17 protein-coding genes and 1 pseudogene are annotated in these 22458 nt (G+C 67.5%); 11 read left to right on the top strand and 7 right to left on the bottom strand.

Features of this window, described 5'->3' with window-relative positions:
- The first annotated feature begins 635 nt into the window (after positions 1-635).
- Positions 636-1514, top strand: a complete 879-nt coding sequence (locus tag MEU52_RS16490; RefSeq protein ID WP_238122060.1) for a peptidoglycan-binding protein — start codon at positions 636-638, stop codon at positions 1512-1514.
- Positions 1515-1688: 174 nt separating this feature from the next.
- Positions 1689-2972: a 5-aminolevulinate synthase gene (hemA, locus tag MEU52_RS16495; RefSeq protein ID WP_238122059.1), complete on the top strand. Its 1284-nt coding sequence runs from the start codon at positions 1689-1691 to the stop codon at positions 2970-2972.
- A 231-nt stretch (positions 2973-3203) separates the two neighbouring features.
- Here the strand turns inward: hemA and yidC are convergent, their stop codons facing one another.
- From yidC to rpmH, 3 genes are read right to left on the bottom strand one after another with little or no spacing between them, the layout of a single operon-like run.
- Positions 3204-5021, bottom strand: a complete 1818-nt coding sequence (gene yidC / locus MEU52_RS16500; protein WP_238122058.1) for a membrane protein insertase YidC — start codon at positions 5019-5021, stop codon at positions 3204-3206.
- Positions 5018-5650: a ribonuclease P protein component gene (gene rnpA / locus MEU52_RS16505; RefSeq protein WP_238122057.1), complete on the bottom strand. Its 633-nt coding sequence runs from the start codon at positions 5648-5650 to the stop codon at positions 5018-5020. The genes yidC and rnpA overlap by 4 nt, the downstream gene beginning before the upstream one ends.
- Before the next feature lie 5 nt (positions 5651-5655).
- Entirely contained in the window at positions 5656-5790 is a 135-nt protein-coding gene (gene rpmH, locus MEU52_RS16510) for a 50S ribosomal protein L34 (RefSeq protein WP_238122056.1), read from the bottom strand.
- Positions 5791-6098: 308 nt separating this feature from the next.
- Here rpmH and MEU52_RS16515 point away from each other — a divergent pair, with 308 nt between their 5' ends.
- The 3 genes from MEU52_RS16515 to MEU52_RS16525 all read left to right on the top strand — a co-directional run bounded on the left by MEU52_RS16515 (position 6099) and on the right by MEU52_RS16525 (position 10818).
- Positions 6099-7883, top strand: coding sequence for a glucan ABC transporter ATP-binding protein/ permease (locus MEU52_RS16515; protein ID WP_238122055.1), 1785 nt, complete (start codon positions 6099-6101; stop codon positions 7881-7883).
- Positions 7884-8131: 248 nt separating this feature from the next.
- Positions 8132-9454, top strand: a complete 1323-nt coding sequence (locus MEU52_RS16520) for a D-alanyl-D-alanine carboxypeptidase family protein (RefSeq protein WP_238122054.1) — start codon at positions 8132-8134, stop codon at positions 9452-9454.
- Positions 9455-9690: 236 nt separating this feature from the next.
- On the top strand, positions 9691-10818 hold the full coding sequence (locus tag MEU52_RS16525) for a CobW family GTP-binding protein (protein ID WP_238122053.1): 1128 nt from the start codon (positions 9691-9693) through the stop codon (positions 10816-10818).
- Between the two features lie 23 nt (positions 10819-10841).
- Here MEU52_RS16525 and MEU52_RS16530 read toward each other — a convergent pair whose 3' ends face one another.
- Positions 10842-12050: a TIGR03862 family flavoprotein gene (locus tag MEU52_RS16530; RefSeq protein WP_238122052.1), complete on the bottom strand. Its 1209-nt coding sequence runs from the start codon at positions 12048-12050 to the stop codon at positions 10842-10844.
- A gap of 357 nt (positions 12051-12407) precedes the next feature.
- Positions 12408-13382, bottom strand: a pseudogene (locus tag MEU52_RS22015) (hypothetical protein); the annotation flags it as partial.
- Between MEU52_RS22015 and MEU52_RS16535 the strand changes: the two are divergent.
- The gene (locus tag MEU52_RS16535; RefSeq protein ID WP_443267356.1) at positions 13267-16023 is read left to right on the top strand and encodes a DNA translocase FtsK; all 2757 of its coding nucleotides are present in this window, start codon (positions 13267-13269) and stop codon (positions 16021-16023) included. The pseudogene MEU52_RS22015 and the gene MEU52_RS16535 overlap by 116 nt on opposite strands.
- A gap of 61 nt (positions 16024-16084) precedes the next feature.
- On the opposite strand, the gene MEU52_RS16540 is transcribed toward MEU52_RS16535, so the two are convergent.
- A complete protein-coding gene (locus MEU52_RS16540) occupies positions 16085-16897 on the bottom strand; it encodes a ferredoxin--NADP reductase (RefSeq protein WP_238122050.1) in 813 nt (270 codons plus the stop codon).
- A 26-nt stretch (positions 16898-16923) separates the two neighbouring features.
- Positions 16924-17259, bottom strand: a complete 336-nt coding sequence (fdxA, locus tag MEU52_RS16545) for a ferredoxin FdxA (protein ID WP_238122049.1) — start codon at positions 17257-17259, stop codon at positions 16924-16926.
- A gap of 187 nt (positions 17260-17446) precedes the next feature.
- On the opposite strand from fdxA, the gene MEU52_RS16550 reads away from it, so the two are divergent.
- From MEU52_RS16550 to MEU52_RS16570, 5 genes are all read left to right on the top strand, one after another.
- On the top strand, positions 17447-17830 hold the full coding sequence (locus MEU52_RS16550) for a gamma-butyrobetaine hydroxylase-like domain-containing protein (RefSeq protein ID WP_238122048.1): 384 nt from the start codon (positions 17447-17449) through the stop codon (positions 17828-17830).
- A gap of 60 nt (positions 17831-17890) precedes the next feature.
- On the top strand, positions 17891-19630 hold the full coding sequence (locus MEU52_RS16555; RefSeq protein WP_238122047.1) for a fumarate reductase/succinate dehydrogenase flavoprotein subunit: 1740 nt from the start codon (positions 17891-17893) through the stop codon (positions 19628-19630).
- 41 nt (positions 19631-19671) lie between these two features.
- Positions 19672-19905, top strand: a complete 234-nt coding sequence (locus tag MEU52_RS16560; RefSeq protein WP_238122046.1) for a 4Fe-4S dicluster domain-containing protein — start codon at positions 19672-19674, stop codon at positions 19903-19905.
- A 7-nt stretch (positions 19906-19912) separates the two neighbouring features.
- Positions 19913-20866 carry a HEAT repeat domain-containing protein gene (locus MEU52_RS16565; RefSeq protein ID WP_238122045.1) on the top strand — a complete coding sequence of 318 codons (954 nt, stop codon included), beginning with the start codon at positions 19913-19915 and terminating at the stop codon, positions 20864-20866.
- 407 nt (positions 20867-21273) lie between these two features.
- On the top strand, positions 21274-21996 hold the full coding sequence (locus MEU52_RS16570; RefSeq protein WP_238122044.1) for a GntR family transcriptional regulator: 723 nt from the start codon (positions 21274-21276) through the stop codon (positions 21994-21996).
- The last annotated feature ends 462 nt before the right edge of the window (positions 21997-22458 follow it).

Below are 22458 nucleotides of genomic sequence, written 5' to 3' on the forward strand. Positions count from 1 at the left end.
CGCACCCGCCGCGCACCGAAAGGACGGATGGGACAGACGCCCGCCATACAGGCGGGCTCGTCATGGGCCCATCCGGGACATGCGCTTGCGGCCTTGGGCGATGTGGACTCGCCGTTCGAGCCGCGGGCCATGCCCGCTTCGCCGGTCTCTCAACCGGCCGCATCATGGCACCGAACGGCAGCCGAACCACCCGCGCGGACAACCGCCTCGCGGGTTTGGGACGACTGCGCACGTTTGGAGGGGGAATCCCGCTCCGCACGGCCGGCAAGATGTAGCGCCTCTTCAGTAACGCCGGCCTGTGGAGGGCCGACCGAGACCAAAAAAGCCCTTACGTCGTTGCTTCAAGTCACGTCCCCCGCATTGAGGAGCGGGGTGGGCCGGTTACTTCCGGCTATCGGTCGTCCTGGCAGCTTTCCGGCCTCTTGTCCGGAGATCCTACCGACCGACACGCGACCACAGGCACGTGCGAAATTGGGCGAGCGCGGATGTAGGGCATTCCGCCTGCCGATGCAAGTGGCGTTTTGATGAAAATCAAGACGTGCGGGGAGAGGCGGAAGCATGCGCAACTTTAGATTGTTTAAATTATAAATACACGCAAATATGGCATCGGTCCTCCTCCAATCCCGGAGCGCATCATGATCACCGAAGCATTGATTCTGCAGGTGTCGCGCGGGGCGCGACCGGGCTATGTGGCGGCCTTCCGCGAGGGCGCCGAGACGCTGGCGCGCCATGGCCTCGCCACGCCGCTGCGCGCCGCGCATTTCCTGGCGCAGGTCTGCCACGAGACCGACGGGCTGACGATCGAGTTCGAGCGCATGAACTACCGCGCGCCGCGAATCCTGACGATCTTCGGCCAAGGGCGACACTCGGCAGCGGTTCGCCCGGCTGAGGCGGAGATGCTGGCGGGCCGCGAGGAGGCCTTGTCTGAGCGCGTTTATGGGCTCGGCAATCCGCGTAAGGCGCACGAATTGGGGAATACCGAGCCCGGCGATGGCTATCGCTATCGCGGCGGAGGCTTGCTGCAGACCACGGGGCGCGGCAGCTACCGGCGATATGGCAAGAAGATCAAAGTGGACCTCGAGGGCGACCCGCGCCGCATCCTTGCACCGCAGGTGGCCCTGTTGCCTGCTTTGCTGGAGTGGGATGAAGGGCAGCTGAACGCCGCGGCGGACCGGGACGACATTCATGAGATCACGCGCATGGTCAACGGCGGCTTCAACGGGCTGAAGTCGCGCCGCGCCTGGTTCACGCGCATCTATCCCTTGCTGACCGGTGATCCGGATGCCGCGGGTTGGCAGGATGCCACACCGTCCGACGACGTCCGAGAACTGCAGATCGCCCTCAACCAGCTGGGCGCGGATCCACGGCTGGAGGAGGATGGTCGCTATGGACCGGGCACCGAAGCGGCCGTCAAGGCGTTCCAGCGCAGCCAAAATCTGAAGGTCGACGGGGTCGCCGGCCCGGCCACGCGGGCGGTGATCGCGCTGCGGCTGGCCGCGGTACGCGGGCGCTGAAGGCCCCGCCATCGCCCTGCGCGCCGGGGCTTTCCCCGCGGCGCCCGCGTTCGATCGCCGCGCACCCCCTGCAGGGCCTTGATCGGCGTCAATTCAAGGCGCAAGGTGAAACTATAAAGATGAAAAGAACGCAGGATCGTTCGCCCGCGGTCCGCGCCGTCTGCAGGGTCCGGAATGAATTACGATCATTTCTTCGCCGACGCCATCGACGCTCTGCGCAAGGAGCGCCGCTATCGCACCTTCGCCGAGATCGAGCGTGATGCGCACCATTTCCCCCGCGCGGTCTGGCATTCGCCCGGCGGCCCCCGCGACATCGTGGTGTGGTGCTCCAACGATTATCTCGGCATGGGCAGCCATCCGAAGGTGATCGAGGCCATGTGCGCCGCTGCCCAGGAGCGCGGCGCCGGTGCTGGCGGCACCCGCAACATCTCCGGCAACAGCCACGAGATCGTGACGCTGGAGCGCGAGCTTGCCGATCTGCACGGCAAGGAGCAGGGGCTGGTCTTCACCTCCGGCTACATCTCCAACGACACCGGCATCTCCACCATCGTGAAGCTCATTCCCGATTGCGTGGTGCTGTCCGACGAGCTCAACCACAATTCCATGATCGAGGGCGTGCGCCACGGCGGCCGGCAGAAGGCCATCTTCCGCCACAACGACCTCGACCATCTCGAAGAGCTGCTGAAGGCGGCGGGTGACCGGCCGAAGCTGATCGCCTTCGAGAGCGTCTATTCCATGGATGGGGATATCTCCCCCATGGCCGGCATCTGCGATCTCGCGGAGAAGTACGGCGCCATGACCTATCTCGACGAGGTGCATGCCGTGGGCATGTACGGCGCGCGGGGCGGCGGCGTGGCCGAGCAGGAAGGCGTGATGCACCGCATCGACGTCATCGAGGGGACCCTTGGCAAGGCGTTCGGCGTGGTTGGCGGCTATATCACCGGCAAGCGCGTGCTTATCGACGCGGTGCGTTCCTATGCGCCCGGCTTCATCTTCACCACCGCCTTGCCGCCGGCCATCGCGGCCGCGGCTGCGGCGTCCGTGCGCCACCTCAAGGACTCCCAGGCGGAGCGTGAGGGCCAGCGCGCCCAGGTGGCCAAGGTGAAGGCGGCACTGGCCGCCGCCGGCCTGCCGCAGATGGACACCCCCACCCACATCGTTCCGGTGATGGTGGGCGATGCCAAGGCCTGCAAGATGGCCAGCGACCTGCTGCTGGCCGAATACGGCATCTATATCCAGCCCATCAATTACCCCACCGTGCCGCGCGGCACCGAGCGGCTGCGCATCACCCCGACCCCATTCCATGACGACGCGCTGATCGCCCATCTGGCGAAGGCTTTGTCGGATGTGTGGGAGCGCCTGGAGCTGCCCTATGCGGACCGGGTGATCGAGCGGCCGGATTCGCGCCGCGTGGCTCTCGGCCCGGCGCCGATCCCGCTGCCGGTGGCGGGGGGCTGATTCGCCCGTTCAGATTCGACGTGTCGAAATGCCCCGGCTTGGTCCGGGGCATTTTTGTTTGGGCTGGCTTTCGCCTTGCGTGGTGGGGCGCGGAGGCGGCGGCGCTCGGCTTCGGAATGAGCGCGCCCGGCTGAGAGGTTCCGCAGGCGGTGGCCGGCTTCTCCATACGAGGGGCCGGACATGAAAACGCCGCCGGCGCGGGCCGGCGGCGTGAACTGCTTCTGCGGGCGATCAGCCCTTGGCGGGCGTCTTCCTTTTGAAGACCCCTCTGATGTTGTCCCACAGCTCGATCTTCACCCCGTGGCGCTTCATGATGAGCGCCTGCTGGGCCACCGAGAGGGTGTTGTTCCAGGCCCAGTAGATCACCAGGCCGGCGGCGAAGTGGGCCAGCATGAAGGTGAAGATGATGGGCATCCAGTTGAAGATGGCCTGCTGGGTCGGGTCCGGCGGGGCCGGGTTCAGCTTCATCTGCACCCACATGGTGATGCCCATGATGATGGGCCAGGCGCCCAGCATGAGATAGGCACCGATGACGGGCACCGTCGCCGGATCCCAGGGGATCAGGCCGAACAGGTTGAAGATGGTGGTCGGGTCGGGCGCCGACAGATCGTGGATCCAGCCGAAGAACGGCGCGTGCCGCATCTCGATGGTCACGAACAGCACCTTGTAGAGGGCGAAGAACACCGGGATCTGGATGACGATGGGCAGGCAGCCCGCCACCGGGTTGATCTTCTCCTTCTTGTACAGCTCCATCATCGCCTGCTGCTGCTTCACCTTGTCGTCGGCGTAGCGTTCGCGGATGGCGGTGAGCTCGGGCTGCACGGCCTTCATCTTCGCCATGGAGGCGTAGGATTTGTTGGCCAGCGGGAAGAACACCAGCTTCAGAATCACCGTCACGATCAGGATGGCGACGCCGAAGTTGCCGACCAGCTTGTAGATCCAGTCGATGGCCAGGAACAGAGGCTTGGTGATGAAGTAGAACCAGCCCCAGTCGATCAACAGGTCGAAGCGGTCGATCTTGTAAGTGCGCTCATATCCGTCGACCACCTGCACCACCTTGGCGCCCGCGAACAGCTGCGAGGACGAGGTGCTGGAGGTGCCCGGCTCGATGGTCTTGGGTGCAGCCAGGAAGTCCGCCTGGAAGGTGGGGGTGCCCCCCACCGTCGCGCTGGAGAATTTGGCATCCACCTTGACCGACTGGTCGGGAATGACGGTGGCTGCCCAATATTTGTCGGTGATGCCGAGCCAGCCGCCGGTGGCGGAGAAGGTGAGCGGCTTCTCCTTGTCCATCTTGGCGTAGGTCACTTCCTGCAGGCCGTTGTCGCCGAGCACGCCGATGAGGCCTTCATGCAGGATGTAATAGCCGGCGACCTGCGGCAGGCCGTGGCGGGAGACCAGGGCATAGGGGTAGAGCGTGACCGCGCTGCCGGCCTTGTTCTCCACCTCGTCCTTCACGGCGAACATGTAATGGTCGTCCACCGTGAAGGTGCGGCGGAAGGTGAGGCCCTCGCCATTGTCCCAGGTCAGCACCAGGGGCGTCGTGGGGGTAAGCTTGCCGCCGTTGGAGGCCCACAACGTGTCGGGGCCGGGCACCTTGGCGGTGGTGCCGGCGGCAGAGGCCCAGCCGAATTCCGCATAGAAGGGGTGCGGCGCGCCGGAGGGCGACAGGAGAATGATGTTCGGGCTCTTGGGGTCCACGGTCTCGTGGTATTCCGTGAGCAGCAGGTCATCCACCCGGCCGCCCTTGAGCGAAACGGAGCCTTTGAGGCGGGGCGTCTCGATGAGGGCGCGTGGGGTCGCGGCGATCGCCTGCTCGCGGGTCAGCGGCTTGGTGACGGGCGTGCCGGCGGCCTGGGGCACGGCTCCCGGCGCCGGCGCGGGGCTCGCGGTTCCCGGCGCGGCGGCGGGCGCCGCCTGTTCGGTCACGCGCTGCTGCTCGGCGGCCTGGCGCTGCCGTTCCGCTTGCGGAATGCCGAAGAAATATTGCCAGCCGATGAGGATCGCCACCGATGCAACGATGGCGATGATCATATTGCGATTGTCACTCATGCCGGATGGCCTCCGTCGGCGGAACCCGCCTTGGGGTCGGAAATCGAAGGGGCGGTGGTTTCAGGGGACGTGGTGGCGCTGCGGCCGGAGGCCGTGGCGTCTGCGGTGTCCCGAATGTGGAGCCGTGCTGCTTGGTCGTCCGGCGCCGCGGCCAGCGCGTCGCGTGGAACGGATCGCGGCGGGCGGCCGGGCGGCGCCGCGCCGGGCGTCGTGGCCGGGCGCCCGGATGCGCTGTTTGCCCCCTTGGAGCGTGCCGCCTTGGGGCGCGCCGGCGGGCGGGTGGGATCATGGAGCTTGCGCAGCGCCCGTTCCACCTCGCCCACGAGGGTCTCGAAGGGGGCGTGAAGGGCGGCCTCGCGGGCGACCAGGACATAATCATGTCCGGCGCGTCCAGCGGCGGGCACGACACCCCGCACCGCCTCACGCAAACGGCGGCGGATGCGATTACGCACCACCGCGTTGCCGGTTTTTTTGGTCACGGTGAAGCCGATACGGACATCACCGCCGTCGCCGCGATCGCGGCCCTGCATCAGGAAACAGGGCACGCCCGCCCGCAACGCTTTGGCTGCGGCCACGAAATCGCGGCGTTTGCGGAGTCGATCCACGATCGGGTGGCCTCCGCGGCGCACCGCGCTCAGGCGGACAGGCGCTTGCGGCCCTGGGCGCGGCGGGCGGCGATGACCTTGCGGCCGTTGCGGGTCGCCATGCGCGCACGGAAGCCGTGGCGACGCTTGCGCACGAGCTTGCTGGGTTGATAGGTGCGCTTCACGGGTCATTCTCCGGATTGGTGTGATCGCGACGGGACGTTGGACCCCGGGGCGGCTTGACGGGTCGTTCCACCTCCATGCAAGGCGAACACGGCACGCAAATATCCGCTGGGCTCCGGCCGCCGGCGCCGCCTGAGTTGGGCAGGCTTATAGGGGGCGGGCTCGCGTCCGTCAATCGCCGGCGCGCATCCCGATGGGCCACGCCGCCGGGCGACCCTACGGCAGGTGGATAGGCGTGGGTGGTTGCGCGCAGCCCCTTGTGCGCGGCGCGGGCGTCAGATCATCTGGGCACCAGTCTTGGGGACCGACCATGAGTCTCGTTCGCGTCTATATTCGCACCCTCGCGTTGCTGGGCCCGCAGGCCCGTATGGGCATGGTGCTGGCCCTGTCCAATCTGGCTCTGGCCATCGCCCAGTTCGCCGAGCCCATCCTGTTCGGTCGCATCATCGATACGCTGGCGGCGGCGCAGGCGGCTTCGCAGCTGCCCACCTTTCACGATCTCGCGCCGCTGCTCGCCGCCTGGGTGGGGTTCGGCCTGTTCAATATCGGCGCCGGCGTGCTGATCTCGCTGCATGCGGACCGTCTGTCGCACCGGCGCCGGCTGGGGGTGCTGGCGCAGTATTTCGAGCACGTGCTGCAATTGCCGCTGGCGTTTCATGGCGAGACCCATTCCGGCCGCCTGCTCAAGGTGATGCTGGAGGGCGTGGACGCCTTGTGGGGCCTGTGGCTCTCCTTCTTCCGCGAGGATTGCGCCGCCATCATCTCGCTGGTGGTCCTGGTGCCGGTAGGCATTTGGATCAACTGGCGGCTGGGCCTCGTGCTGATCGCCCTCATGGTGGTGTTCGGCATCGTCACCGGCTACGTCATCCGCCGCACCGAGACCATGCAGCGGGAGGTGGAGGAATATAATTCCGACCTCGCCGAGCAGACCTCGGACGCGCTGGGCAATGTGGCGGTGATCCAGAGCTATACCCGCGTCGAGGCGGAGGTGGGCGGCCTGCGTGATACGGTCAACCGGGTGCTGGCGGTGCAGATTCCGGTGTTGTCGTGGTGGGCCGCGGTGTCGATGGCGACGCGGGCGGCCACCACCTTGACCATCCTCGCCATCCTGCTGATCGGCACCTGGCTCTACGTGCATGGCCTCGCCCGCATCGGCGACATCGTGACCTATGTGGCCTTCGCCAACATGCTGATTGGCCGGCTCGAACACACGGTGAGCTTCTTCAATCGGCTGATGATGGCGGCGCCGCAACTCGCCCAGTTCTTCGATGTGCTGGATACCGTGGGCGCGGTGCGCGACCGGCCCGGCGCCCGGCCGCTGACGGCGGTGAAGGGCGATGTGGTGTTCGACGATGTGTCCTTTTCCTACGACGGCAAGCGGCCGGCGGTGGAGGATGTGTCGTTCCACGCGGCGCCGGGGCAGACCTTCGCCTTCGTGGGCACCACCGGGGCCGGCAAATCTACGGCGCTCGCGCTGCTGCACCGGGTGTTCGATCCGCAATCGGGTGCCATCCGCATCGATGGCATGGATATCCGGGACGCGACCTTGTCGTCGCTGCGCCAGAGCATCGGCGTGGTGTTCCAGGAGCCGCTGCTGTTCAACCGCTCCATCGAGGACAATCTCAGGGTCGGCAAGCCCGATGCCACCGAAGCCGAACTGCGGGAGGCGCTGGCGCGGGCCCAGGCCCTGGAACTGGTGGAGCGCAACCCGCTTGGTTTGCGGGCCATGGTGGGTGAGCGCGGGCGGGCGCTGTCCGGTGGTGAGCGCCAGCGGCTGTCCATCGCCCGGGCGTTGCTGAAGAACCCACCCATCCTCATTCTCGACGAGGCCACCAGCGCCCTCGATGCGGCGACCGAAGCCAAGGTGCAGGCGGCGCTCGACGAGGTGATGAAAGGCCGCACCACCTTCGTCATCGCCCACCGCCTGGCCACCGTGCGCAATGCCGATCGCATCCTGGTGTTCGAGCACGGCCGTGTGGTGGAGGAGGGGTCCTTCGAGGATCTGGTCCGCCTGGGCGGACGCTTCGCGGAGCTGGCCCGCGCCCAGTTCATGACGCCGGCGAGCCAGGTGAATGGCTCGGTGGTGGAGACCTGAACCCCGGCCACAACCAAGACTTTCGCAGGCTGGCTTAGAATTCGGCAAGAATGTGGCGGGCTTCGCCGTGCCGCGGGTGCTGCGTTGATGGACCTTTCTCGGTGCGGGAGCGGGATTCGTCTTTTCCGCGACTGCGAAACCGGTTAGGAAGGGGGTGTTCAGGCGGGGGCCTCCTTCCAACACGGGAGCGGAATCGGTTGGCGCGCTCGAAATCCCTTCTGGCCGCATGGCGTATGCGGGCCGGTCGCGTGGCGGTTCGCGCCACGGGGCTGTTTTCGCTTGTGCTGCTGGCTTCTGCGGTGGCGGGTGCTGGCGTGGCGCGCGCCAATCCGGTGCTGCTGGTGGAGGCCGACACCGGCCGGGTGCTGGAGCAGCAGGACGCCGGCAAGGCGTGGTATCCCGCCTCCGTCACCAAGCTGATGACCGTCTATGTGGCGCTCAATGCGGTGCGCACCGGCCGCCTCACCATGGATTCGCCATTGACCGTGTCGGCGCTGGCGGCCTCGCAGCAGCCCTCCAAGATGGGCTTCCAGCCGGGCACCGTGGTCACCCTCGATAATGCTCTGAAGATGGTCATGGTGAAGTCGGCCAACGACATGGCCATGGTGGTGGCGGAAGGTGTGGGCGGTTCGCTGCCGAACTTCATCGCCGAGATGAACGCCACCGCCGTGCACCTGGGCATGACCGGCACCCATTATGAAAATCCCAATGGCCTGCCGAACCCGGGGCAGGTGACCACCGCCCGGGATCTGGCCATCCTGGCGCGGGCGCTCATCTATCACTTCCCCGAACACGAGATGCTGTTCCGCATTCCGGCCATCAAGATCGGCAAGCGGGTGCTGCGCAACTATAACCGGCTGATCGACCGCTATCCCGGGGCCGACGGCATGAAGACCGGCTTCGTGTGCGGGTCGGGCTACAATCTGGTGGCCACCGCCACCCGCGGCAACAAGCGGCTGATCGCCGTGGTGCTCGGTGCCCGCTCGGGCCGCGCCCGGTCCGAGGAAGCGGCGCTGCTGCTGGAAAAGGGATTCCAGTCGTCCTGGGGCATCTTCGGCGCGGCTGCGCCGACGGTGTCGTCGATCCAGAACCAGGGCGGCGAGCCGTTCGACATGAAGCCCTATGTGTGTGGCGGCAAGAAAATGGAGACGGCCTCGGAGGATGACGACAGCCCGAGTGGTGTCGCCGCCAACGCCATCTCCTTCGCCCTGACGGCCGGCAATCCCGCGCCCCGTTCGGGGGCCGACCTGTTGCAGACCCTGCCGCCGTCCATGGCGCCGATCCCGGTCTATGTGGGCACCCGCAACGCGCCGCAGGATCCCGATACGGCTGTGGCGCGCTCGGAGCCCTCGAAGACGCGGACCGTCACAGCCAAGCCCTCGGCCAAACCCTCCGCAAAGACCTCCGGATCCAAGCCGGGCGGAGGAAAGCCCGACAATGCCAAGGGGACGGGTGCGAAAACGACGGGCGCCAAGCCGGTCGCCGCCAATGTGGCACCCAAGCCGAAGCCCAAGCCCAAGCCGAGTGCATCGGCTGCGGTGGGCGACGGCGCCGCGCGCGCCGGCAACTGACCGCGCCGCGGGGGCCTCGGACGCGACCGGCCGGTTCCCGGCTGGGAAGGTGTGGGGTGGGTGTCCTGTCGGCTCTTCAAGGGCGGATGAACGTGCTCTAGAGTCGCGGCGCACCCCACGCGCGGGTGGTGTGTCCATGGGGAGCGGGAAGCGCCCTCGTTTCTTGATCAAGACAGGTCCGACCGGCGGCGATTGCGCGCGACCCGGCGTGGGCGGGCCGTCGTTCCGGTTAGCCGATGCCTGCCTCTTCCACCCAAACGCCCCGGCGTGGTCCGCCCGCTCCCATCCCGGTCACCGTGCTCACCGGCTTTCTCGGGGCGGGCAAGACCAGCCTGCTCAATAAGCTGCTGGCGGACCCGGCGCTGGCGGATACGGCGGTGCTGATCAACGAGTTTGGCGAGATCGGTCTCGATCATCTGTTCGTCCGGCCGGTGGAGGAGGGCATCGTCATGCTGTCCTCGGGCTGCCTGTGCTGCACGGTGCGCGGGGACCTGGTGGCGGCACTGGAGGATCTGCTGCGCGGCCGCGACAATGACCGCCTGCCGCCTTTTTCCCGCGTCATCATCGAGACCACGGGCCTTGCTGATCCGGCGCCGGTGCTGCACACGCTGATGACGCATCCCTACCTCGCCCTGCGCTACCGGCTCGACGGGCTCGTGTGCGTGGTGGATGCGGTGAATGGCGCGGCCACCCTCGACGGCCATGAGGAGGCGGTGAAGCAGGCCGCCATGGCGGATCGGCTGGTACTCACCAAGACCGATCTGATGGTCACCGCGGAGGACCGCGCCCGCCTGGATGCGCTCAAAGATCGCCTGCACCGGCTCGCGCCAGGTGCGACATTGCTCGAGGTCGATGCGGCGAACGCCGCGAATCTCTTGAATGCCGGCCTCTATGATCCTTCGGCCAAGATCCCGGATGTGGGCCGCTGGCTCGCCGCCGAGGCGGTGGCGGCGGTGGCGCCCGCCGTGGCGAACGCCGATCCCAACCGCCATGACAATCGCATCCGCGCCTTCACCCTCGCCACTGATGCGGCGATTCCGGCGGCCACTCTCGATCTGTTCCTGGAGCTGCTGCGCGCCACCCATGGCGCCAATCTGCTGCGCCTGAAGGGCATCGTGAAGGTGAAGGAGGAGCCGCAGACACCGGTGGTGCTGCATGGTGTGCAGCATGTGCTACACCCGCCGGCGCGGCTGGCGGCCTGGCCGGACGACGACCATCGCACCCGCCTCGTGATGATCGTGCGTGATCTCGACCCCAAGGTGATCGAGCGGCTGTTCAACGCCTTTCTCGGCGTGCCGGAAGTGGATGCGCCGGATGGCGCGGCTCTTGCCGACAATCCTCTGGCGCCCCCCGGCCTGCGCTGAGGCGCGGGCCACGCACTGCCTGCTCAGGCGCCGAGGTAGGCGATGACCCCCTCGGCGGCGGCCCGTCCGGTAGAAAAGCAGGCCTGCAGCAGATAGCCCCCGGTGGGCGCGTCCCAATCGAGCATCTCACCGCAGGCGAACACGCCGGGTTTGTGCTTCAGTTGATAGTCGGGGCAGATCTCGTCCCAGGCGATGCCGCCGGCACTGGAGATGGCGCGGGTGATGCCGGCGGCGCCGGTGAGCGGCAGTGGCACCGCCTTGATGAGTTGGGCCAGGGCCATCGGATCGCCGGGGCGGTCGGCGCCGGCGGCTTCCCGCACCAGGCCGGCGGCGCCCAGGGAAAGGCCGGCCGCCTTCCGCATGAGATTGGCGAAGGAGAGCTTCTTGGGTGCCGCCGTGAGCCGCGCATGGAGGGTCTCCAGGGGCAGATCGGGCCGCAGGTCGATCCGCAGGGTGGTCGGGCCATGCCGCAGAGCCGCCCGAATGGTGCGGGACAGGGCATAGACCACGCCGCCCTCCAGGCCTTCCGCAGTGATCACCGCTTCCCCGCGCACACTGTCCCGCCCGCAGGTGAGGGCGATGCGCTTCAAGGGCGTGCCGGCGAAGCGCTCGCGGAACAGGTCGGACCAGGCGAGGTGCACGCCCATGTTGGCGGCGGTGAGGTCGTGGACGCTCACGCCCACTTCCCGCACGCGCGCCACCCAGCCGCCATCGGAACCGAGGCGGGGCCAGGAGGCCCCACCCAGGGCCAGAATGGTGGCGTCGGCGGTGACGTCCAGCGGGCCGTCGGGGGTGGTGAAGCTCAGTCGCCCGTCATCGGTCCAGCCATTCCAGCTGTGGCGCGGGTGCAGATGAACCCCCTGGGTGGTGAGGCGCGCCAACCACGCCCGCAGCAGGGGGCTCGCCTTGAAGCTTTCGGGAAAGACCCGGCCGCTGCTGCCGACGAAGGTGGGCTCGCCGAGGTCTGCGGCCCAGCGGCGCAGATCCTCCGGCTGGAAGGTGCGCAAGGCGCCTTCCAGCCGCGGTGCGGCGTCGCCGTAGCGGGAGAGGAAAAGGTCGCGGGGCTCGGAATGGGTGAGGTTGAGGCCACCGCGCCCGGCCATCAGGAACTTGCGGGCCGGCGAGGGCATGCGGTCATAGAGCTGGACGGCGAGGCCCGCGGCGGAAAGACGTTCGGCGGCGGCGAGTCCGGCGGGGCCGGCGCCGATGACGGCGATGGATGCTGGGGCCATGACGGGGCAGGCGTCTTCTCGTGAGGGGCGGAGGCGTACGGCAAGACATCGCGCGGCAGGCACTGCGCCGCCGGGCGATTCGGCGGAAGAGTATGATCCGTCATGGCGGGCCGCCCAAGACGGTAAGCGGGGATGTCACGGGAAGATTTCCCCTTGGGAAGAGGTCGATCCTTGCACCCGGCCCTTCAAGGCAGGTCGAGGGGCGGGGGCATCTGTGCACGGTTGCGGCTGGGGAGCCCCGCCGTGGCAGCCATTCATGCACAATGCGGCGACCTGCTGGTGTCGCGATCAGGTTCCTGAAACCTCCTTTTAAGGTCGGGTGCCTATCCCTTGAGGGGTGCCGCGTAGCTGTAGGTTTCAATCCATGTCTTCTTCGAACCAGCCTCCGAGAATGGTCAATTTCCCCTCGCTCCTGGTCTCGGAGGAGGAGAACCCGGATGCCTTTCCCGGGGAATCGGGCGAATCCACGGTCCATAGCTGGATCAATGCGGATTTCGTGCCGAGCTGGCTGCGCCCCTTCACGCTCGACCAGAACACCCGGTTCACCCGGACGCCGGACCACCTGCTGCGTCCGCCGGAGGAGCCGCAGCCCATCCCCAGCTTCGGCATCGGCGGGGCCTCCTGGCATTTCCTGGAGACACCCGTCGATCCGGAGGAGGAACGGGTTCCCGTGCCCGGGGTGAAGGCCGATCTCGAAGCCCTGGAGAATGCCTTGGCCGATCTGCCGGCCTTGCGCGCCGCCCGCGAGGGCACGCGGCAGGGCGAGTGGCAGGAGGTTTTGGGAGCGGAGAGCCTTGATGGCACGGGCGCGTTCGCGCTGTCCGAGCCGCAGGGCTGGAGCGTCGATGAGAATGGCATCGAGACGCGCGTGACCTTTGAAAGCGAGCCGTTTGAGCCGCAGGCTGCGGAGGTCTCGCCCGGGGCTGATTGGGGCACCGACACGGGCTTCGCTTCGGAGGCCTTCTCCCCCAGCGCCGGGCCCGTTGAGGCGTCGCCGGTCGCGGCGCCTGGCGGTCTCGAACCCCAGGGGCCATTCGGGCCGATGGATGCGAGCCGGGCTATCGTCGACGACTGGGCCGATGCGCCGGCCCTCGTCGGGTGGCCGCCCGCGTCGCTCTCCTGCGATGGCCCCGGCGGGGCGGAGATGCCGGCGGAGGCCGGAGACGTCATGTGGTCCGTGGCGCCGCAAGAGCCGGTCATCGGCACCGAAGCTGAAATGGTGGGCCCGGCTCCGGAAGCTCCGGCCTGGGATGCGCCGCTCCCGGCCATGCCCGAGCCCTCCATGTCCGCGCCTTCCATGTCCGCGCCTTCCATGTCCGCGCCTTCCATGTCCGCGCCTTCCATGTCCGCGCCTTCCATGTCCGCGCCTTCCATGTCCGAACCGGCCATGCCCGACCCGTCTCTGCCCGCACTCTTGGAGATGTCCGCTGGGGTGTCGGATCTGCCGCTGTCCAATGGAACGGGGGCAGTGATGGGCTGGAGCGAGGTGGTCAGTCCGACCCTGCATCCCGATGCGGCGTCCGCTATGGAGCCGCCGCCGGCGGAGATGGAGCAGGCGTCCGTGCTCTCAGATGATGTCGCGCCCGTCGCCCACGCCGAGCCGATGGGCGGGATCCTCAATGCGGACCCGGTTCAGGACCTGCCCGAGGCGGTGTTCGTGACCGACGGAGAGGGGGGCGCGCCCGCGCCGGTGGCGGCTTCGCCCACCGAGAGCGAGCCCGTTGCCGCCGACGCAATGGCCGCCGACGCAATGGCCGGCGACGCGGCCTCGGACGCGACCGAGGCCTGGGGCGATACCGATCTGTGCGTGACGCCGCCGCTCGACAGTCTCAGTGCCGCCGGCCTGGAGATGGCTGCGGACGTGCTGCAGCCGGTCGATCCCGCCGCGGATGACGAGGCTATGCCTGCGGGTGAAGCGCAGGCCGCTGACGCCGCATGGGAGCGCATTGAGGGTATGACGATCGTGGAAGAGGACCTTGTGGGGCACGGGACCCTCATGAGCGACGGTGCTGGGCTCGCCTCCTTTGCCGTGGAACCGTTGGACGATGCGCTTTTGCGGCGCGCCACCGAGGCGTTGGAGGCGGTCGCGGCGCTGCCGGAAGCACCAGTGGCCATGACGTTGGACGAGGAGCGCGCGCCGGCCCATCTCGTGCCGCTGACCCGGCTGATCGTGGTGGGGCGCCTCGCTCTTCCTGCCGTGGGTGAGCAGGATCTGGCCCCGGTGGTGGCGGAGGCCGAGCCTGAGCCGGTGGCGGACGCGCCGGTGATCACCGCCCATTTCTCCTGGCAGCCCTATCAGCAGAGCATTCGCGCCCATGTCCTCGGCACGCCGGTGGAGCCCGAGCCGGCGGCGATGGATGCCCTCGTGCCGGTTCCGGTGGAGGAGGTGCCGGTGCTGGCCCTGCCGGCCGCTCAGCTGCCGGTTCCCGTGGTAAGCGAGGCACCGGCCGGGCGCTACGAATTGCCCGCCATCGACCTCCTGCGCGAGCCGCCGGAGGTGGAGCCGGACTTCGAGATGTCCGAGGAGTTCCTCGACCAGAGCTCGTCCATGCTGCAGCAGATCCTGCGCGATTTCGGCATTCGCGGCGAGGTGATCGACGCCAATCCGGGTCCGGTGGTGACGCTGTATGAGTTCGAGCCGGCGCGGGGCGTGAAGTCTTCGCGCGTCATCGGCCTGGCGCCCGATATCGCCCGCTCCATGAGCGCGGTGTCGGCCCGCGTGGCGGTGGTGGAAGGGCGCAATGTCATCGGCATCGAGCTGCCGAACCGCCGGCGCGAGACCGTGTGGCTGCGCGAGCTGCTGGACAGCCACGAGTTCGCCGAGGCCCGCACCAAGCTTGGCATCTGCCTCGGCAAGACCATTGGCGGCGAGCCGGTGATCGCCGATCTCGCCCGCATGCCCCATCTCCTGGTGGCCGGCACCACCGGTTCGGGCAAGTCGGTGGCCATCAACACCATGATCCTGAGCCTGCTCTACCGGCACACGCCGGATGCCTGCCGGCTCATCATGATCGACCCCAAGATGCTGGAACTCTCTATTTATGAAGGGATTCCGCACCTCCTCACCCCGGTGGTGACCGACCCGAAGAAGGCCATCATCGCCCTGAAGTGGGCGGTGAAGGAGATGGAGGACCGCTACCACAAGATGGCGCGGCTCGCGGTGCGCAATATCGATGGCTACAACGCCCGGATGGCGGAGGCGCGGGAGAAGGGCGAGATCATCACTAGGCAGGTGCAGGTGGGGTTCGACAAGGAGAGTGGCGAGGTGCTCTATGAAGAGCAGGAGATGGACCTCGCCGCGCTGCCCTACATCGTCATCATCGTCGATGAGATGGCCGACCTGATGATGGTGGCTGGAAAGGAAATTGAAGGGGCAATTCAAAGGCTTGCGCAGATGGCCCGGGCCGCCGGCATCCATCTCGTCATGGCCACCCAGCGGCCCTCGGTGGATGTCATCACCGGCACCATCAAGGCCAATTTCCCCACCCGCATCTCGTTCCAGGTGACCTCCAAGATCGACAGCCGCACCATTCTTGGCGAGATGGGCGCTGAAACCCTTCTGGGACAAGGGGATATGCTGTTCATGGCGGGCGGCGGACGGATCACCCGGGTGCACGGGCCGTTCGTTTCCGACCAGGAAGTGGAGCACGTCGTCGCCTTCCTGAAGGCGCAGGGCGGGCCGGACTATCTCGACGAGGTGGTGCTCGACGAGGAGGCCGAGGGCGCCGCCGGCGCCGACGAGGCGGTGTTCGACAAGGGCGAGCTGGGCGAGAGCGGCGGCGACCTCTACGACCAGGCGGTGGCGCTTGTGCTGCGCGACCGCAAAGCCTCCACCTCCTACATCCAGCGCCGTCTCCAGGTGGGCTACAACAAGGCCGCGAGCCTGATGGAGCGGATGGAGAACGAGGGCATCGTCGGCCCGGCCAACCACGCCGGCAAGCGCGAGATCCTCTCCTTCTCCCGGCCCGAGTAGCGCGGGTCGATCCGTCTCTTCGCATTGCAAGGCCGGCCCCGCGGGGCCGGCCTTTTTTGTTCTATTCGGCGAAGGCGCGTTCGGTCACGAAGGTGCTGGGGGCGGAGTTGGCGCCTTCGCTGAGGCCGGCGGCCAGCAGCAGGGCGCGGGTGTCCTGGAGCATGGCGAGGGAGCCGCAGATCATGCCGCGATCCACCGTCGGATCGAGCGGCGGCACCCCGAGATCGGCGAACAGCGCGCCGCTTGCCATGAGATCGGTGATGCGGCCGCGCCGGGCGTAGTCCTCGCGGGTGACAGTGGCGTAGTGGCGCAGCTTGCCGCGGGCATAGTCGCCCACCAGCGGATCGGCCAGGGTCTCGCGCACCACGTCGAAGCCGTATTGCAGCTCGCCCACCTCGCGGCAGGTGTGGGTGAGGATGACCTCCTCGAAGGTCTCATAGGTCTGCGGATCGCGGATCAGGCTGGCGAACGGGGCGATGCCGGTGCCGGTGGAGAACATGTAGAGCCGTCGGCCGGGGGTGAGGGCATCGAGCACCAGGGTGCCGGTGGCCTTCTTGCGCAGCAATAGCCCGTCGCCGGGGCGGATCTGCTGCAGCCGGGAGGTGAGGGGGCCGTCCGGCACCTTGATGGAGAAGAACTCCAGTTCATCGGCCCAGGCGGGGCTGGCGATGGAATAGGCCCGGTAGAGCGGCTTGCCCTCGGCCAGGAGGCCGATCATGGCGAACTCGCCGGAGCGGAAGCGGAAGCTGCCCGGCCGCGTGGTGCGGAAGCGGAACAGGCGGTCCGTATAATGGGTGACGCTGGTGACGGTCTCCACGAAGAGGCCATCGGGCGCCTGGTCGGCGAGGGCCGAGGCGGGAAGGGGCAGGGTCATCGGTCCATCCGTGCGGGTATCGGGGATCAGCGGGCGGGCGCGGCCTTCTCGCTCAGAAGCGGCAGCTTGTCGGGACGCCCGTTCCAGTCCTCGGCATCGGCCAGGGGCTCGATGCGGGCGGCGATGGAGGGCCATTCGGCCGCGTAGCGGCGGTTGATCTCCAGCCACGCCGCGGCACCGGGATCGGTATCGGCGACGATGGCGTCGGCCGGGCATTCGGGCTCGCACACGCCGCAATCGATGCATTCGTCGGGATTGATGACAAGCATGTTCTCGCCCTCATAGAAGCAGTCCACCGGGCAGACCTCGACGCAGTCGGTGTATTTGCAGCGGATGCAGTTCTCGGTGACGACATAGGCCATGACGGATCCCTGGGCTGTGATGAGGGGCGCGGCCGTTGGTGCCGCAGGCGGTGCCGGCCCGCTGAAGGGGCGCGAGCCGATGTCCGCAGCATCGCTCTAGCCGGCGCCGGGAGCGGGGTCTGTCAACTTGTTGCTATCGCAGGGCCGGGGCCCATGGTGACGTGCCGGGCAGCAAGGAGCGTTCCCCATGTCGTCCCCCGCTATGTCCGTCCCCGCCATCTCCTCCCCTTCGTCGGAGCCCGCAGTTCCCCAGCAGTGCGACTCCCCGCTGGAGGTGCGCCTGTCGCCGGATCGGGCCCGGCTGACCCTGCAATGGGCCGATGGCGCGGTGAGCGTGCTGTCGGCGGCGCATCTGCGGGCCCACTCCCCATCGGCGGGGGCGCGGCGGGCCCGGCTCGCCGGCCTGTCGACGCCGGTGGCGGCGGATCTGACGGTGAGCGCCGTGCATCTTTTGGGCGGCTATGCCCTCAACCTGGTGTTTTCCGACGGCCACGATCGCGGCATCTACCCCTGGGCGCTGTTGAAGGCGCTGGGGGCGGAGCCCTCTGCGGAGCCGAATGCAATTCCTTGACCGACAGTCGTCCTTGGAACGGTTCAACTCGGCGCGAACACGGAATTGCAGGAGGCAAGAGTGGACGAGATCAAGGCCGGACTTTCCGAGATCGACTGCGATGTCCTGGTCATCGGCGGCGGCACCGCTGGCCCGATGGCGGCCTACAAGGCCAAGATGAAGAATCCGGATGCCAAGGTCGTGCTTCTGGAAAAGGCCAATGTGAAGCGGTCCGGCGCCATCTCCATGGGCATGGACGGGCTGAACAATGCCGTGATCCCCGGCCATTCGACGCCGGAGCAGTACACCAAGGAAATCACCATCGCCAATGACGGCATCGTCGATCAGGCGGCGGTGCTGAAATATGCGCAGAACTGCTTCGAGATCATCCAGGAGCTCGACAAGTTCGGCATCCGCTTCCAGAAGGACGAGAACGGCGACTATGATGTGAAGAAGGTGCACCATATGGGCACCTACGTCCTGCCCATGCCCAATGGCGAGACGGTGAAGAAGGCGCTCTATCGCCAGCTGCGGCGGGCGCGCATCCTCATCTCCAACCGGTTCATGGCCACCCGTCTCATCACCGGCAAGAGCGGCCGCATCGCCGGCGCGGTGGCGGTGAACACCCGCTCGGGCGAGTTCCTGGTGGTGCGGGCCAAGACGGTGATCATGAGCATGGGCGCCGCTGGCCGGCTCGGTCTGCCCACCTCCGGTTATCTGTTCGGCACCTATGAGAACCCGGCCAATTCCGGCGAGGGTTATGCCATGGCCTATCACGCCGGGGCCAAGCTCGCGAACCTCGAGTGCTTTCAGATCAACCCGCTGATCAAGGACTATAACGGCCCGGCCTGCGCCTATGTGGCCGGCCCGTTCGGCGGCTACACCGCCAATGCCAAGGGCGAGCGCTTTATCGAGTGCGACTATTGGTCGGGCCAGATGATGCAGGAGTTCTACAAGGAGCTGCAGTCGGGCAACGGCCCGGTGTTCCTGCGCCTCAACCACCTGCACAAGGAGACCGCCGAGCATATCGAGCAGATCCTGCACACGGTGGAGCGGCCCTCCCGCGGGCGCTTCCATGAAGCGCGCGGCACCCACTATGCCGAGACCATGATCGAGATGCACATCTCGGAAATCGGCTTCTGCTCCGGCCATTCGGCCTCGGGCGTGTTCGTGGACGAGTTCGCCCGCACCACGGTGCCGGGCCTCTACGCCGCCGGTGACATGGCCAGCGTGCCGCACAATTACATGCTCGGCGCCTTCACCAATGGGGCCATTGCCGGCGAGCACGCCATCGATTTCGCCGCCGAGGTGGATTTCGAGGAATTCGACCGGACGGATGTGGCCCGCGAGCAGGAGCGGGTGCTGGCGCCCACCCGGCGCGAGGATGGCATTCCTCCCAACCAGATCGAATACAAGGTGCGCCGCCTGGTGAACGACTATCTCCAGCCGCCCAAGGTGACGCGCAAATACGAGCTGGCCCAGGCCCGCTTCGCCGAGGTGCGCGAGGACCTGGAGAACGCCATGGTGGTGCGCGATTCCCACGAGCTGATGCGCGCCATGGAGGTGGCCTCCATTCTCGATTGCGCTGACATGGCCGCCTGCGCCTCGCTCTACCGCACCGAAAGCCGCTGGGGCCTCTACCACTGGCGCACCGACTTCCCCGAGCGCAACGACGCCGACTGGAAGTGCCACGTGCTCCTGTCCAAGCAGGCGGACGGCTCCATGGGCTGCGAGAAGCGCGCGGTCCAGCCCTATATCGTCCCCATCTCCGATGACGAGAAGGACGCCTATTACAAGCAGCGCATCACGGCCGAAGCCTGAGCGAGAGCCCACCGAAAAGCATAGAACAAAGGAGCCCCGCCATGCCCCTGGCCAATACATCCACCGCCGTTCCGGTCGTCGTCGACGAGGGAAAATGCATCGCCGACAAGGGCTGCACCGTCTGCGTCGATGTCTGCCCGCTCGATGTGCTGCGCATCTCCGAGCTCACCGGCAAGGCCTATATGAAGTTCGATGAGTGCTGGTACTGCATGCCGTGCGAGGCGGATTGCCCCACCGGCGCCGTCACCGTCAATATTCCCTACCTGCTGAAGTGAGGCGCCGATGACCTTCGAGCCGTTCGAGGCCTTCACCGACGTCGAGGACCTCGCCGACAAGCTGCACGATGCCGATGCCAGCGTGCGCCGGGTGGCGGTGATGGAACTGGCGGACACCGCCGACCCCGCCGCCGTCGCCCTCATCGGCTCGGCGCTGAAAGACGAGAGCGCGGAGGTGCGTCTGCAGGCGGCCATCGCGCTGGGCGAGTTCGACGGGCGCGAGACCGCGGAGATGCTGGTGATCGGCCTCGTCGACGCCGATCCGCGGGTGGCCCGCGCCGCCGCCGACAGCCTCGCCGAACTGAAGGACCCGGCCGCCGCCGATCCCATCTTCCCGCTGATCGGCCATGCCGACCCGCGGGTGCGCTCCGGCGCCCTGCGCGGGGTGAAGGAATTGCGCCGCCCGGAGGCCCTGGCCTATGCCCTGCGGGCGCTGGAGGACCAGGACCCGCAGGTGCGGGTGGAGGCGCTGGGGGTGATCGGCTATCTGAAGGCGGAAGAGACCTTGCCGGCGCTCATCGCCTGCGCCCGCGACCCCATGGCCGAGGTGCGGCGCACCGCGGTGGGGGCGCTCGCCTTCTCCCGCTCCAACCATGCCGCCGAGGCGCTCATCCGCGCCCTCGCCGATGCCGACTGGTCGGTGCGCGAGACCGGTGCCGAGATGCTGGGCAAGGGGCGGTACGCCCGCGGGGCCGCGCCGCTCCTCGCTGCCATCAATGATGCCGACTGGCAGGTGCGGGTGAAAATCGTGCGCAGCCTCGGCCAGCTCAAGGTGGTCGAAGCCGTGCCGCAGATCGCCGCCGCCCTGGGCGACGAGATCAGCAATTTGCGCAAGGAGGCCGCGGCGGCCCTGGGAGAGATCGCCCATGCCTCGGCCCGGCCCTATCTGGAGCGCTATGTCGATGACGGCGACCCGGATGTGCGAAAGAACGTGCGCTGGGCGCTGAGCCGGATAGAATGAACGGTCTGCAGGCGCGGCCCGCCGCGCCTGCGCCATCCGACGCCGTTTCCTTGTTTCATGGACCCGACGAAACAGCGTAGGGTATTGACCGACTGCATTTTCTTCACGCGGACCGGTCTTTCCGCCGCTTGAAAATGCCCGATGGAGGCCACAGCCCGGAGGTCGCTGCCATTCCGTCCGATGGACTGAAGACGCCGGGCTTGCCCCGTCCCGCTCCGCGCCGTGCCGCGGTCCTGTCCCAGGAGCCACCGGGTGGCGAGGGACACGAGGACGTGCGGCGACCGGCGGGCGGCGGACACAGCGGAACCGGTGGACACGGCGCGCTGGAAGGTGGCGGGCATAGTAGCGGGCAAAGTAGCGGACATGACGGGACCCGGCGCCTGGCGTCGCGCACCAAGGCGCCGCGGGTGCCGAAATATCTCGAGCTGAAGGAATGGCTGCTGCGCGGCATGCTCGACGGGCGCTTCCGCCCCGGCACCGCGCTGCCCAGCGAGAACGAGCTCAGCCAGCAATTCCAGGTGAGCCGCATCACCGTGCGCCAGGCCCTCGACCTGCTGCGCGCCGGCGGGCTCGTGAGCAGCCACCAGGGCAAGGGCTATTTCGTCCGCAACATCAGCGCCATGCAGGATCTCGGCCGGCTCCAGGGGTTCGGTGAGATGATGGAGCCCTTGGGGGTGGATACCCGCTCCCAGGTGTTGAGCGCGGCGGTGGTGGAAGCCCCCGCCAAGGTGGCGCGGGCGCTCAATGTGAAGCGCGGCGACGGGGTGGTGAAGATCGAGCGGCTGCGCATCGCCGCCGGCGTCACCTTGTCCGTGGACCTCAGCTATTTCCCCCTCGATGTGGGTCGTCCCCTGCTCGATCTCGATTTGCAGCGGGTGGACATCTTCAAGCTCATCGAGACCGATCTGGGCATCGAGATCGGCTTTGCCGACATCACCATGAGCGTGGTTGAGGCGGGGGTGGAGCTGTGCGCGCCGGTGCCGGCGGTGGACCTGCCCTTCACCCCCGGGGCGCCGGTGATCCATATCGAGCGCCTGACCTATGCCATGGACGGGCGGCCGATCGATTTCGAGAGCCTCTACGCCCCGGCCGGCAGCCACCGCTTCAAGGCGCGGATTCCGCGCTGGTAGCCCGGCGGGTTCCCAACGGTTGCGTGCGCGATATGTGCATTAAATCAATCAAAATTATTGACAATAGATCAGGGTGGCGCCACGGTTGAGGCATCGGCGATCGGGGCAGGAGGCCCCGGCGCCGGTGCCTCATCCTGCGTGCGCGCGCCTCTCCCAGCTCCGACAGCGGACCGTGAAGGCTGTGTGCATCAAGGTTCCCGGTGATCTTGGGAAAGGAGTGCCTGCCGTGCCGGCACCGCAGCCAACTTGTATTATCAAGTGTCGAAGGGGCCTGCTCAACGGGCAGTCAACTGCGCTCTGCGTGAGCAAGAGGCAGTGACGAAGACGCAGGCATCGCAGCGGAAGTGAACCGCGCCGGGATTGTCGGAGGCAGTTTGGTTTGAGTCACGCGGCCAGTGCAGGTTGGTCCAGCGTGGCGTGGAATCGTGCCTCGGCTTCGGCTGGCGGGATGTTGCCGATAGG

The sequence above is a fragment of the Xanthobacter sp. NM-25 genome, assembly GCF_022138605.1.
In the GTDB taxonomy this organism is placed as follows: Bacteria; Pseudomonadota; Alphaproteobacteria; order Rhizobiales; family Xanthobacteraceae; genus Xanthobacter.

What these genes read in the sequence shown, in the direction of transcription:
- MEU52_RS16530 (WP_238122052.1), bottom strand. Translation starts at nt 12,050, where the DNA reads ATGGCCCCAGCATCCATCGCCGTCATCGGCGCCGGCCCCGCCGGACTC.
- hemA (WP_238122059.1), top strand. Translation starts at nt 1,689, where the DNA reads ATGAATTACGATCATTTCTTCGCCGACGCCATCGACGCTCTGCGCAAG.
- MEU52_RS16565 (WP_238122045.1), top strand. Translation starts at nt 19,913, where the DNA reads ATGACCTTCGAGCCGTTCGAGGCCTTCACCGACGTCGAGGACCTCGCC.
- MEU52_RS16515 (WP_238122055.1), top strand. Translation starts at nt 6,099, where the DNA reads ATGAGTCTCGTTCGCGTCTATATTCGCACCCTCGCGTTGCTGGGCCCG.
- MEU52_RS16535 (WP_443267356.1), top strand. Translation starts at nt 13,267, where the DNA reads ATGGTGGGCCCGGCTCCGGAAGCTCCGGCCTGGGATGCGCCGCTCCCG.
- yidC (WP_238122058.1), bottom strand. Translation starts at nt 5,021, where the DNA reads ATGAGTGACAATCGCAATATGATCATCGCCATCGTTGCATCGGTGGCG.
- fdxA (WP_238122049.1), bottom strand. Translation starts at nt 17,259, where the DNA reads ATGGCCTATGTCGTCACCGAGAACTGCATCCGCTGCAAATACACCGAC.
- MEU52_RS16490 (WP_238122060.1), top strand. Translation starts at nt 636, where the DNA reads ATGATCACCGAAGCATTGATTCTGCAGGTGTCGCGCGGGGCGCGACCG.
- MEU52_RS16525 (WP_238122053.1), top strand. Translation starts at nt 9,691, where the DNA reads ATGCCTGCCTCTTCCACCCAAACGCCCCGGCGTGGTCCGCCCGCTCCC.
- MEU52_RS16560 (WP_238122046.1), top strand. Translation starts at nt 19,672, where the DNA reads ATGCCCCTGGCCAATACATCCACCGCCGTTCCGGTCGTCGTCGACGAG.
- MEU52_RS16540 (WP_238122050.1), bottom strand. Translation starts at nt 16,897, where the DNA reads ATGACCCTGCCCCTTCCCGCCTCGGCCCTCGCCGACCAGGCGCCCGAT.
- MEU52_RS16550 (WP_238122048.1), top strand. Translation starts at nt 17,447, where the DNA reads ATGTCGTCCCCCGCTATGTCCGTCCCCGCCATCTCCTCCCCTTCGTCG.